The organism is Variovorax sucrosi (genome assembly GCF_051216635.1).
Taxonomy (GTDB): Bacteria; Pseudomonadota; Gammaproteobacteria; order Burkholderiales; family Burkholderiaceae_C; genus Variovorax.
The window spans coordinates 335615-347793 of the sequence record NZ_JBPJZU010000001.1 but is presented as its reverse complement, the minus strand read 5'-3'; the positions used below and the strand labels follow the sequence as shown (position 1 = coordinate 347793).

General features: G+C 68.8%; 9 protein-coding genes. 4 read left to right on the top strand and 5 right to left on the bottom strand.

The genetic code is table 11. The features are described 5' to 3' along the window. The first annotated feature begins 56 nt into the window (after positions 1–56). A complete protein-coding gene (locus ACSFBE_RS01530) occupies positions 57–1826 on the top strand; it encodes an ABC transporter ATP-binding protein/permease (protein WP_435488601.1) in 1770 nt (589 codons plus the stop codon). On the opposite strand, the gene queC is transcribed toward ACSFBE_RS01530, so the two are convergent. From queC to ACSFBE_RS01515, 3 genes are read right to left on the bottom strand one after another with little or no spacing between them, the layout of a single operon-like run. Beyond that, positions 1805–2506 (bottom strand): 7-cyano-7-deazaguanine synthase QueC, encoded by a 702-nt coding sequence (gene queC / locus ACSFBE_RS01525; RefSeq protein ID WP_435488600.1) that lies wholly within the window; start codon positions 2504–2506, stop codon positions 1805–1807. The two genes, ACSFBE_RS01530 and queC, sit on opposite strands and share 22 nt — an antisense overlap. Positions 2507–2543: 37 nt before the next feature. After that, positions 2544–3011 (bottom strand): cyanophycin metabolism-associated DUF1854 family protein, encoded by a 468-nt coding sequence (locus ACSFBE_RS01520; protein ID WP_435488599.1) that lies wholly within the window; start codon positions 3009–3011, stop codon positions 2544–2546. After that, positions 3011–5281 carry a cyanophycin metabolism-associated ABC transporter gene (locus tag ACSFBE_RS01515; RefSeq protein ID WP_435488598.1) on the bottom strand — a complete coding sequence of 757 codons (2271 nt, stop codon included), beginning with the start codon at positions 5279–5281 and terminating at the stop codon, positions 3011–3013. The genes ACSFBE_RS01520 and ACSFBE_RS01515 overlap by 1 nt, the downstream gene beginning before the upstream one ends. Positions 5282–5408: 127 nt before the next feature. On the opposite strand from ACSFBE_RS01515, the gene ACSFBE_RS01510 reads away from it, so the two are divergent. The 3 genes from ACSFBE_RS01510 to ACSFBE_RS01500 all read left to right on the top strand — a co-directional run bounded on the left by ACSFBE_RS01510 (position 5409) and on the right by ACSFBE_RS01500 (position 10880). Then, a complete protein-coding gene (locus ACSFBE_RS01510) occupies positions 5409–7661 on the top strand; it encodes a cyanophycin synthetase (protein WP_435488597.1) in 2253 nt (750 codons plus the stop codon). A gap of 42 nt (positions 7662–7703) precedes the next feature. Then, positions 7704–10271 (top strand): cyanophycin synthetase, encoded by a 2568-nt coding sequence (gene cphA / locus ACSFBE_RS01505; protein WP_435488596.1) that lies wholly within the window; start codon positions 7704–7706, stop codon positions 10269–10271. A gap of 219 nt (positions 10272–10490) precedes the next feature. Further along, positions 10491–10880, top strand: coding sequence for a hypothetical protein (locus ACSFBE_RS01500; protein ID WP_435488595.1), 390 nt, complete (start codon positions 10491–10493; stop codon positions 10878–10880). 16 nt (positions 10881–10896) lie between these two features. Here ACSFBE_RS01500 and ACSFBE_RS01495 read toward each other — a convergent pair whose 3' ends face one another. Then, complete coding sequence (locus ACSFBE_RS01495; RefSeq protein WP_435488594.1) at positions 10897–11094, bottom strand: hypothetical protein; 198 nt, start codon at positions 11092–11094, stop codon at positions 10897–10899. Between the two features lie 153 nt (positions 11095–11247). After that, a complete protein-coding gene (locus tag ACSFBE_RS01490) occupies positions 11248–12159 on the bottom strand; it encodes a protein NO VEIN domain-containing protein (RefSeq protein WP_435488593.1) in 912 nt (303 codons plus the stop codon). Positions 12160–12179: the final 20 nt, after the last annotated feature.

Sequence of the window (12179 nt, the reverse complement as noted above, 5' to 3'; positions counted from 1 at the left end):
GCCCGCAGCTACGATGTGCCATCGCGCCCCCAGGCGCACACGATGACTGCACACCGATGTCCGACCCCGCGCGCTCCGCCCCGTTCCTCGACACCCTGCGCCGCATCGGAAGGCTCGCCGCGCCCTACTTCCGCTCCGAGGAGAAGTGGAAGGCGCGGGGGCTGCTGGCAACCATCGTCGTGCTGAACCTCCTGGCGGTCTACATGCTGGTGCTCAACAACCAGTGGTTCGGCCGCTTCTACGACGCGCTGCAGAACAAGGACCAGGCGGTCTTCTGGCGCGAGATCGGCGTGTTCTGCTGGATCGCAGTCGGCTTCATCGTCATCGCGATCCTCAAGTTCTATCTCACGCAGCTGCTGCAGATGCGCTGGCGCGCGTGGATGACGCGCAACTACCTCGGCCGATGGATGGGCGATCACACCTTCTATCGGCTGGAACTCGCCCGCTATGCGACGTCCGGCGGTGATGCGCCGACGCCTGACAACCCCGACCAGCGCATCCAGGAAGACATGCAGATGTTCACCGACTACACGATGACGCTGTCGATGGGGCTGCTCAACGCGGTGGTCACGCTCGTCAGCTTCATCGGCATCCTCTGGACCCAAAGCGGGACGGCCAGCTTCACCCTCGGCGGCCATGCGTTCACCGTGCCGGGCTCGATGGTGTGGATCGCCCTCATCTACTGCGCCATCGGCACCGCCATCACGCACCTGATCGGACGGCCGCTGATCGGGCTGAACTTCCGGCAGCAGCGCTACGAGGCCGACTTCCGGCATCACCTGGTGCGGGTGCGCGAATACAGCGAGGCGATCGCGCTGGACCGCGGCGAGAAGGTCGAGCACGGGCAGCTCGACCTGCGCTTCGGCGCGGTGCTGAAGAACTACCTGCAGCTGATCAAGGCGCAGAAGAACCTGGTCGCTTTCACCGCCTCGTTCGGCCAGGCGTCGGTGATCTTCGCCTTCATCGTGCAGGCGCCGCGCTTCTTCAGCGGGGCCATCCAGCTGGGCCAGTTGATGCAGGTGAACTCGGCCTTCGGCCGCGTGCAGGATTCGCTCAGCTGGTTCGTCGACAACTACGACCGCGTGGCCGTCTGGCGCGCCACTGCCGACCGGCTGACCACCTTCGATGCCGCGATGCGTGCCCACGCCGATGCGTCGCCGGCGCTGTCACGCGACACCGGTGCGACCGACGGCCTGCGTGCGGCCGATCTCGACGTCGCCCTGCCCGACGGCACGCTGCTGATGCAGCACACCGCGCTCACGCTCGCCCCCGGGGACACCGTGCTGCTGCAGGGCCCGTCGGGCAGCGGCAAGTCGACGCTGTTCCGCACCTTCGCCGGCATCTGGCCGTTCGCGCGCGGAAGCGTCTCACTGCCCGACGATGCGATGTTCATTCCGCAGCGTCCCTATGTGCCGGACGGCCGCCTGCGCGATGCGCTGGCGTACCCGCGACCGGCTGCCGACTACGACGACGCGCAGCTGCGGGCCGCCCTCGACGATGCGCTGTTGCCGGCACTGGCCGGCCGGCTCGACGACACCGACACCTGGAGCCAGAAGCTCTCGGGCGGCGAGCAACAGCGCCTGGCGATCGCGCGCGTGCTGCTGCGCAAGCCGCGTTGGCTGTTCGCCGACGAAGCGACCAGTGCGCTCGACACGGCCGCCGAGGAGACGTTGTACCGCCGGCTGTCGGCCGACGTGAAGGCCGCGGGCGGCGCCATGGTGTCGATCGCGCACCGCGCCTCGGTCGGTGCCTTCCACGACAAGCGCTGGACCCTGGTGCCCTCGACCGACGGCGCCGCGGCGCGCTACACGGTCGCGTCCACGTAGCGCGTCCACCCCGCGGCGCGCAGCTCGCACGCCGGGCACGCACCGCAGCCGTAACCCCAGGCGTGCCGCTGCGTGCGGTCGCCCTGGTAGCAGGTGTGGGTGTCCTCGACGATCAGCTCGACCAGCGCATCGCCACCGAGCCGGTGCGCCATCGCCCAAGTCTGTGCCTTGTCGATCCACATCAGCGGCGTCTCGATGACGAGGCGGCGGTCGAGGCCGAGCGACAGCGCGAGCTGCATCGCCTTCATGGTGTCGTCGCGGCAATCGGGGTAGCCGGAGTAGTCGGTTTCGCAGACACCGGTGACGATCACCTGCAACCCGCGCCGGTACGCCAGCGCGCCGGCCAGGGTGAGGAAGAGCAGATTGCGCCCCGGCACGAAGGTGTTGGGCAGGCCGTCGACCTGCATGGCGAAGGCAACCTCGTCGGTGAGGGACGAGCCGCCGATCTGCGACAGCGAATCGACGTTCAGCAGGTGGTCGTCGCCGAGCCGCGGCGCCCATTCGGGAAAGCGCTCGCGCAGTTGCGCGCGCACCGTCTGCCGCACGTCCATCTCGATGCGATGGCGCTGGCCGTACTCGAAGCCCAGCGTCTCGACGCGCTCGTAGCGGGCGAGCGCATCGGCCAGGCAGGTGGTCGAGTCCTGCCCGCCGGAGAAGAGAACGAGGGCGGTGGTGTGCATGGGCGTTTTCCTTGAAGCAGACGCCCGAGTTTCGCAGCTACAGGAAACGCTCCAGCAGCTTGCGCGATGGGCGGTCGAGCGCCTTCGCGTCGGGGATGCGGAACTGCACGCCGTGCGCGCTCGCAATGAGCAGCGCGCCGCCTTCCAGCCGCCGGATGTCCTCTTCGGCCTTGAGCACGAAGCTCGTCTCGCCGCGGTCGGTGCTCACCTGCCAGGTGCTGGGCACGCCGAAGCTCGACACCTTGTGCAGCTTCAAGAGCGTCGGCGCGAAATCGCGTGCGTCAAGTTCGGCGTCGAGCAGCGCGCGGGTCGCTGCGGGCAGCGCCTCGATGCGGTCGACCCACACGCACTCGCGGCCATCGGCACCGACCAGCGACAGCCCTTCGCCGGGTGCGCTCAATGGAAAGGCACGCACCGGCACGATGCCTTCGTGGCGATGGCCTTGCGCATCGATCAGCACCAGGCGGCCGAAGGCGTCGCGTTCGAGTTGGAAGTCAATCTGCATCACGCGTCTCCTGCGGGATGCGCCGCATGATTGTTCAGGGCGACCGCGACACCGGTGCGCTCGGCCACCGCGCCATCGCTCGCCTCTTCATCGGCCTGCCGCAATTGCGCCTGGTAGAGCCGCCAATACGCGCCCTCCTTCGCCATCAACTCGTCGTGCGGGCCGACCTCGACCACCTCGCCGCGGTCCATCACCACCAGCCGATCGGCCTTGCGCAGCGTCGACAGCCGGTGCGCGATGGCGATCGTAGTGCGGCCCTTCACGAGGTTGTCGAGCGCCTTCTGGATCTCCTTCTCGGTCTCGGTGTCGACGGCCGAGGTGGCCTCGTCGAGGATCAGGATGCGCGGGTCGATCAACAGCGCCCGCGCGATGCTGATGCGCTGGCGTTCGCCGCCCGACAGGCCCTGGCCGCGCTCGCCGACCAGCGAGTCGTAGCCGTGCGGCAGGCGCAGGATGAAGTCGTGCGCATGCGCGGCGCGCGCGGCCGCGACGATCTCTTTGCGCGTCGCATCCGGCTTGCCGTAGGCGATGTTCTGCGCGATGGTGCCGAAGAAGAGAAAGGGTTCCTGCAGCACGAGGCCGACATGGCGCCGGTAGTCGGCCACGGCGAAGCGGCGGATGTCGGTGCCGTCGACAAGAATCGCGCCGTCGGTCACGTCGTAGAAGCGGCAGATCAAATTGACCAGCGTGCTCTTGCCCGAGCCGCTGTGGCCGACCAGGCCGATCATCTCGCCGGGTTCGATGGCCAGGTCGAGGTCGCGAATGACGGCACGCGAGCCATAGCGAAAGCCCACGTCCTTCATCTCGATGCGGCCGGTGACTTGCGCGAGCTTCACCGGGTTCGCGGGCTCCGGCACGTTGCTCACGTGGTCGAGGATGTCGAAGATGCGCTTGGCGCCGGCGGCGGCCTTCTGCGTGACGGACACGATGCGGCTCATCGAATCGAGCCGCGTGTAGAAGCGGCCGATGTAGGCGATGAAGGCGGTAAGCACACCGACCGTGATGCTGCCGCGCGCCACCTGCCAGATGCCGAAGCCCCACACCACCAAGAGGCCGATCTCGGTCAGCAGCGACACGCTGGGCGTGAACAGCGACCAGGTCTTGTTGAGCTTGTCGTTGACCTGCAGGTTGTAGGCGTTGGCGGCGTGGAAACGGTCGGCCTCGCGCTTCTCCTGCGCGAAGGCCTTGACCACACGGATGCCGGGGATGGTGTCGGCCAGCACATTGGTCACTTCGCTCCACACGCGGTCGATTTTCTCGAAACCGGTGCGCAGCCGGTCGCGAACGACGTGGATCATCCAGCCGATGAAGGGCAGCGGCACCAGCGTGACGACCGCCAGCAGCGGGTTGATCGACACCAGGATGACGGCGGTCATCACGATCATCAGCACGTCGGTCAGGAAGTCGAGCGCATGCAGCGACAGGAAGACGTTGATGCGGTCGGTCTCGGAGCCGATGCGCGACATCAGGTCGCCGGTGCGCTTGCCGCCAAAGTAGTCGAGCGGCAGTGTCAGCAGGTGCTCGTAGGTCGTGGTGCGCAGGTCGGCGCCGATGCGCTCGGACACCAGCGCCAGCAGGTAGGTGCGCGCCCAGCCCAGGCCCCAGCCGGTGAGCGCGGCCGCCAGCAAGGCGGCGAGGAACATCACGACCTTGCCGACCGGGATCTGCTGACCGTTCTGGAACGGGATCAGGATGTCGTCCATCAGCGGGATCGTCAGGTATGGCGGCACCAGCGTCGCGGCGGTCGAGGCCAGCGTGAGCAGAAAGCCGGCGATCAGCTGCTTGCGATAGGGCTTGGCAAAACGGCCGAGTCGCAGCAGCACCCAGGTCGAGGGCGGCGGCTGCAGTTCGGGCTCGGCCGCCAGGTCGTCGGGATCATTGGCAGCGCCGGTGTCGGCCAAGCCGACCGCCTGCTGTTCGAAGCGCTTCTGCAGGCGCAGCGCGGCGGGTTGCTGCGCCAGGGTGTGACGCCAACGCGCCAGCGCGCCGGGTGCGCCGAGCAGGTCGAGCGTTCCCACGCCGGCGTGGTCGGCCAGCTGCAATTTCAGCTCCGGGGCGAGCGCCCACTCACGCCATTCGCCATTCGGGTCGCGGCTGAGCAGGCGGCGGTCGGTCAGTGCCAGCAGTCCGTCGGCAAAGCGAAGTTCGGTGTCGAGGTCAACCGTCAGGCTCGCCAGAACGTTTTCCGCGGCAGTAAGTCGGCTTTTCAGCGCGTCTGGAGCCGTTCCCGCTTCGCCCTCCGGGGTACCGACTGGATCGTGATGTTGCATTGTGTTTCTGTGTCTCGGACCCGCCGCAGGCTGCATGAAGGTGCCCGCCGGGCGCCGATTCTGATCGATCGCCATGGGCGCGCTTGAAGGCACCCGCGTGCTCGGCCCCAGCACCACGAACGTTTCCATGACCCGTTTCGACGACATCCGCCTGCTGCGCACCCGCTATCTGCGCGGCCCCAACCTCTGGACCTACCGGCCGGTGCTCGAGGTCTGGCTCGACCTTGGTCAGCTCGAAGACTTCCCTTCGAACCTGATCCCCGGCTTCACCGACCGCCTGACGGCGCTGTTGCCGGCGCTCATCGAGCACCACTGCGGCGTCGGCGAGCGCGGCGGCTTCATTCAGCGGCTGAACGAAGGCACATGGGCCGGCCACGTGCTGGAGCACGTCGTCATCGAGCTGCTCAACCTGGCCGGCATGCCCACCGGCTTCGGGCAAACGCGCAGCACCTCGAAGCACGCGGTCTACCGCATGGTGTTCCGCGCCCGCGACGAGCAGGTGGCCCGCGCCGCGCTGGCCGAAGGCCACCGGCTGCTGATGGCCGCCATCAACGACACGCCCTTCGACGCTGCCGACGCGCAGCGCGCCGTCGATGCCGTCAAGGGCAAGGTCGAGGACTGCTACCTCGGCCCGAGCACCGCCTGCATCGTGGGCGCGGCCACCGACCGCGGCATTCCGCACATGCGGCTCAACAGCGGCAATCTGGTGCAACTGGGCTACGGCGCCGCGCAGCAGCGCATCTGGACCGCCGAGACCGACCACACCAGCGCCATCGGCGAATCGATCGCCAGCGACAAGGAACTCACCAAGTCGCTGCTGCAGAGCTGCGGCGTGCCGGTGCCCGAAGGCCAGGTGGTCGAGAGCGCCGAAGAAGCCTGGGAAGCCGCCGAAGACATCGGCCTGCCGGTGGTGGTGAAACCGTCGGACGCCAACCACGGCCGCGGCGTGTCGCTCGAACTGACGACGCGTGACGAGGTGATGGCCGCCTTTGCGGTGGCCGAGCCCGAAGGCAGCGACGTGATGGTGGAGCGCTTCGTGCGCGGCCACGAGCACCGCCTGCTGGTGGTCGGCGGCCAGGTGGTCGCGGCCGCGCGCGGCGACGTGATCACCGTGACCGGCGACGGCAGCGCCACCGTCGCGGCGCTGATCGACAGCCAACTCAACAGCGACCCGCGGCGCGGCGCCGAAGAGGAATTTCCGCTTGACGTGATCCACCTGCCGACCGACGCCAAGCTGCAGCTCGAGCTGAAGCGCCAGGGCCTCGATGGCAGTTCGGTGCCGACCAAGGGCCAGGTCGTGACGATTCAGCGCAACGGCAACCTGAGCGTGGACTGCACCGACCAGGTTCACCCTGAAGTGGCCCACGCGGCCGTGCTGGCTGCGCGCATCGTCGGCCTCGACATCGCCGGGATCGACCTGGTGGCCGAAGACATCTCGCGGCCGCTGGCGGCGCAGCGCGGCGCCATCGTCGAAGTCAACGCCGGTCCCGGCCTGCTGATGCACCTGAAGCCCGCCGTGGGCTCGCCGCGCCCGGTGGGCCGCGAAATCTGCGACCACCTGTTCCCGGTGGTGGACGACGGCAACGCGGCCGGTCGCATCCCGGTTGTGGGCGTCGCCGGTTCGCGCGACACCGCTGTGCTGGCGCGCCTGGTCGCGTGGCTGACCGGCCTGGGCGGACGCCACACCGGCCTGGCCTGCGGTGACGGCCTGTTCCTCGAACGCCGCCGCGTCGACGCACGGCCCAGCGCCACCTGGGAAGCCGGCCGCCGGCTGCTGGTCAACCGCGCGGTGGAAGCGGTGGTCATCGAGAACGGCGCCGCGTCGATCCTGCGCGACGGCCTGGCTTACGACCGCTGCCAGGTCGGCATCGTGACCGACCTCGATGGTTCGGAATCGCTGGCCGAATTCGACATCGCCGAGAGCGACCAGATGGTGAAGGTGCTGCGCACGCAGGTCGACGTGGTGCTGCCCGAAGGCACGGCCGTGCTGAACGCCGTCGACCCGCGCGTGGCCGGCCTCGCGCCGTTGTGCGATGGCGCCGTCATCCTCTATGCATCGGACGCCGCCGCGCCCGCGCTGACGGCCCATCAGGCCGCCGGCGGCAAGGCCGTGCTGGTGCGCCAGGACCGCGTGGTGCTGGCCAACGGCAGCAGCGAATCCTTCCTGCCCGGCCTGGGCCGGCTCACCGTGTGGCGCGCCACGCACGTGGGCGTGAGCCTCGACGTGCTGCTTGCCGCAGTGGCCGCCGGCTGGGCGCTGGGCATTCCGCTCAATCTGATCGGCGCCGGCGCGGAGGCTTTCGAGTCCGACCTGCAGGCTGCCCTCGCGTCGCTGCAGCTGTCGCAAAGCGTCCCTTCGCCCGAACCCCAATTCGCCTGATGATTCAACGGCCCCCGTGAGGGCCGCAGAGGTTTCACCGCCATGGAAGTCACCCGCATCCGCGCCCTGCGCGGCCCCAATCTCTGGAGCCGCCACACGGCCATCGAAGTCGTCGTGGCCTGCCACGGTGCCGAGAACAGCATCGAGCAGTTGCCGCGCTTCGAAGCGCGCCTGCGCGCCCTGTTCCCGACCATCGGCGAACTGCACCCGATGGTGCTGGGACAGCCGCTGTCGCTCGCGCATGTGCTGGAGAACGCCGCGCTGGCCTTGCAGTCGCAGAGCGGCTGCAGCGTGATCTTCGGGCGCACCACCCGCACGCTGGAAGAAGACGTGTACCAGGTCGTGGTGCAGCACTGCGAGGAAGCGGTCGGCCGCCGCGCCGTGGAAATGGCCAAGGCGCTCATCGACGCGGCCCTGAACGACGGCGCCTTCGACGCGCAAGCCGCCATCGCCGAGCTGCGCGATCTGGACGAATCCGAGCGGCTCGGCCCCAGCACCGGCTCGATCGTCGACGCGGCCGTGGCGCGCGGCATTCCCTACCGCCGCCTCACGCGCGGCAGCCTGGTGCAGTTCGGCTGGGGTTCGCGCCAGCGCCGCATCCAGGCGGCCGAGGTCGACAGCACCAGCGGCGTGGCCGAGGCCATCGCGCAGGACAAGGAACTGACCAAGCAACTGCTCAACGCCGCCGGCGTGCCGGTGCCGCTCGGACGCCCGGTGAGCGACGCCGCCGACGCCTGGGCCGCCGCGATGGAGATCGGCCTGCCGGTGGTGGTGAAGCCGCAGGACGGCAACCAGGGCAAGGGCGTGACGGTCAACATCGTGACGCGCGAGCAGCTCGACGCCGCCTTCGATTCCGCGGCGGTCTACGGCGAAGTCATGGTCGAGAAATTCCTGCCGGGCTTCGACTACCGCCTGCTGGTGGTGGGCGACCGGCTGGTGGCCGCGGCCCGCCGCGATCCGCCGCAGGTGATCGGCGACGGCACCAGCACCGTGCGCCAGCTGGTCGAGGCGGTCAACCTCGACCCGCGCCGCGGCGAGGGCCATGCCACCTCCCTCACCAAGATCCGGCTCGACGACATCGCCGTCGGCCGGCTCGAAGCACAGGGCCTTACGCCCGACAGCGTGCCCGCGCTGGGCCAGCGCGTGGTGCTGCGCAACAACGCCAACCTGTCGACCGGCGGCACGGCGACGGATGTGACCGACACGGTGCACCCGGACGTCGCCGCGCGCGCGGTGGATGCAGCGCAAATGGTCGGCCTGCACATCTGCGGCGTCGACATGGTCTGCGAGAACGTGCTGCGCCCGCTCGAAGAACAGCACGGCGGGGTGGTCGAGGTCAACGCCGCCCCCGGCCTGCGCATGCACATCTCGCCCTCCTTCGGCCGCGGCCGCGCGGTCGGAGAAGCGGTGATGGACACGCTGTATGCGCCCGGCGACGACGGCCGCATCCCGGTCGTGGCCATCACCGGCACCAACGGCAAGACCACCACAGCGCGGCTGGTGAACCACCTGCTCGCCTCCAGCGGCCTGCGCACCGGCATGACCAACACCGACGGCGTGTGGGTCGACGGCCGGCAGACCGACAGCGGCGACTGCAGCGGCCCCAAGAGCGCGCGCAACGTGCTGCTGCACCCCGAAGTGGATGCCGCGGTGTTCGAGGTGGCGCGCGGCGGCGTGCTGCGCGAAGGCCTGGGCTTCGACCGCTGCCAGGTGGCGGTGGTCACCAACATCGGCAGCGGTGACCACCTGGGGCTGAACTACATCACCACGGTCGAAGACCTGGCGGTGCTCAAGCGCGTGATCGTGCGCAACGTCGCCAGCAACGGCTATGCGGTGCTGAACGCTGCCGACCCGAATGTCGCGGCGATGGCCGCCAGTTGCCCCGGCCACATCATCTTCTTCACCGCCGACCGCCAGCATCCGGTGATGGCGACGCACCGCGCCCAGGGCAAGCGCACCGTCTACATCGATCGCGATGCGCTGATCGCCGCCGAAGGCTCGTGGCGCGAACGCGTGCCGCTGCGCGATGTGCCGATCACCCGCAACGGCACGCTGCCTTTCCAGCTCGAGAACGTCATGGCCGCCACTGCGGCGGCCTGGGCGGTGGGCCTGGACTGGGACACCATCCGCAGCGGCCTGCTGAGCTTCAAGAACGACGCGGCCGGCGTGCCGGGGCGCTTCAACATGATGGAATACCGCGGCGCGACGGTGATCGCCGACTACGGCCACAACACCGACGCGATGAAGGCACTGGTGGCCGCCGTCGACACGCTGCCGGCGACGCGGCGGTCGGTGGTGATCAGCGGCGCCGGCGACCGGCGCGACTGCGACATCCGCGACCAGACGGCGATCCTGGGCGAAGCCTTCGACGACGTGATCCTGTACCAGGATGCGGCCCAGCGCGGCCGTGCCGACGGCGAGGTGATGGCCTTGCTGCGGCAGGGCCTGCAGGGCGCGGGGCGCACCCGGCACGTTGAGGAGATCCGGGGCGAATTCACCGCCATCGACCGGGCGCTCGAGCGCCTGCAACCGGGCGACCTGTCGCTGATCCTGGTCGACCAGGTCGACGAAGCGCTGGCGCACCTGGCGCAGCGCATCGCGGCGGCCTGAGTCCGCCCGCCGGGCGTTTCAGTTTCCGGCGCGCCCCGGTCGCATGAAAGACCTGTCCCACATGGATTGACGCCCCACGCGCGCGCACCTCGCTCTGGCGTCCCGCAGCAATGGCTCGCCACGCCGGGGACCCTCTGCTCTTCGTGCCATCGGCGAGGGCGTGCTGCCCGAACGACAGCGCTTGCCGATGGCGGTCCTCACGAGCTACAGGAGCCATCCATGATCCGTTCGATTCGAACCCTCGGTTTCACCCTCTGCGCCGCCGGTGCGCTGGCCGGGGCGCCGGCCGTCTTCGCACAAGGCACAACCACCACTGGCGGCGCTGCGCCCACGACCCTGCCTTGCAATGGCGTGCTGCAGGACCGCGCAGCCTGCCTGCGTGAAGCAGGAGCGGCCAAGCAGGAGGCGCAACGCAATGGCCTGACCAGTGCGTCGCCGGTCACCTACGACCAGAACGCGCTGGCGCGCTGCGAATTGCAGCCGGTGGCCGACCGCGCCGATTGCGAGGCGCGCGTCAGGGGTTCAGGACTGTCGTCGACCGAAGGAAGCGTGCTGGGCGGGGGTGTGATTCGCGAAACCGTCACGCCGATTCCGGCGCCTGCACGCTGAGGGGGCGTGGCGCCCTTCAGCTCGCGCGGCCGAGTACGGCCTTGGCGATCGTCAGCAGTGCCGTGGTCATCGCACGTGCACGCGGCGCCAGCATCTGCGCGGCCAGCGCGTCGGCGTTCTGGCTGGGCTTGAGTTGCTCCCGCGAGCGACCGCTGGTGGCAACGAAGTCCAGCAAGGCGGCGAATTCGGAAGTGTCGGGACGTGGAAAAGACATGGACGAATCGTAGTGGGCAATCCGCGGGAAAGAACATCGGCCAAGCGGCCTAGACCGGCCCGGATCCCAGTTTGTCACGGAAGGCCATGAGAAGCTGTAACCGCAGCGGTTGCGAGACGGCAACCGCGTGCGACACGCCTGCAGCGATGGCGATCAGCCTTCGAATCCGGGTGCGTTCGCTACTTCGGTCGGTTTGTAGATCTTGTGCTGCGGCGCAGCCGTGAGCGCGTCGGAAACCACCAGCATGCGCCAGAGCGGCTCGCGCGCCGACGCCGTGCGCTCTTCGTCGGTGAGACGGAAGCGCGTCACTTTGCCGGAGGTGCCCTTGACGGCCACCTTCAACAGCGTGGCGCCCTTCTTGTCCAGCACCTCCAGATCGCAGCCCACGTCTTGCGCATTCAATGGCTTGGTCTGGTAGCCATAGCCGCCGAAGTGCCGCGTGACGTAGCCAAGCGCAGCGGCATGGACGTCATCCGGGGAGGCTTGCTCCGAGAGCGCCGTTGCCGGTACCCCATCGTCGGGCAGGCTGCCGCGGGTTCTCGCGGCGGCCAGTTCCTCATCGGTCGGGACCCATCCGCGCGGACCACGGACGAGGACCGCCAGCTTGTGGTCAGGCTCCCACAGGGCAACGTGCCATTCGTCGTCATCGCGCACCCGGGTGGACACCTTGGAGTTCTTGCTGCTTTCCACTTCGGCGATGGCGATGCGGTTGGTCTGCAATACCGCGCGAAAGCCCTGCCCAGCATCGAAGGTTCGCTTGAGCAGGTCCAGACGGTCCTTGGCACGCTGCGTCTGGTTCGCATTGCGCGCGCCGCCGCCAGCACGGCGCTGGGTGTCGAGCGACTCGAGCATGAACCAGCGCCCCCCAGCGCCGACGCTGAGGTACTCGGCCCAGACGGTCGTGATGACGATGTCGCCCGTGGCCAGCCAGGCGTAGTCGAAAGGCTTTTCCCGCGCGTCGAACACGCCCATTTTTGCAACGATCTCGACCGGCGTCAGACGCGGGCCCGACAGACGCTTTTCATCGATGACCTTGAGGACCTGCGGGTCGACTTCCTTTTCCATTCCGTGGGCTGCTTGCTGGT

Coding starts and splice junctions, on each gene's coding strand:
- ACSFBE_RS01530 (WP_435488601.1), top strand. CDS start 57: ATGTCCGACCCCGCGCGCTCCGCCCCGTTCCTCGACACCCTGCGCCGC.
- queC (WP_435488600.1), bottom strand. CDS start 2,506: ATGCACACCACCGCCCTCGTTCTCTTCTCCGGCGGGCAGGACTCGACC.
- ACSFBE_RS01520 (WP_435488599.1), bottom strand. CDS start 3,011: ATGCAGATTGACTTCCAACTCGAACGCGACGCCTTCGGCCGCCTGGTG.
- ACSFBE_RS01515 (WP_435488598.1), bottom strand. CDS start 5,281: ATGCAACATCACGATCCAGTCGGTACCCCGGAGGGCGAAGCGGGAACG.
- ACSFBE_RS01510 (WP_435488597.1), top strand. CDS start 5,409: ATGACCCGTTTCGACGACATCCGCCTGCTGCGCACCCGCTATCTGCGC.
- cphA (WP_435488596.1), top strand. CDS start 7,704: ATGGAAGTCACCCGCATCCGCGCCCTGCGCGGCCCCAATCTCTGGAGC.
- ACSFBE_RS01500 (WP_435488595.1), top strand. CDS start 10,491: ATGATCCGTTCGATTCGAACCCTCGGTTTCACCCTCTGCGCCGCCGGT.
- ACSFBE_RS01495 (WP_435488594.1), bottom strand. CDS start 11,094: ATGTCTTTTCCACGTCCCGACACTTCCGAATTCGCCGCCTTGCTGGAC.
- ACSFBE_RS01490 (WP_435488593.1), bottom strand. CDS start 12,159: ATGGAAAAGGAAGTCGACCCGCAGGTCCTCAAGGTCATCGATGAAAAG.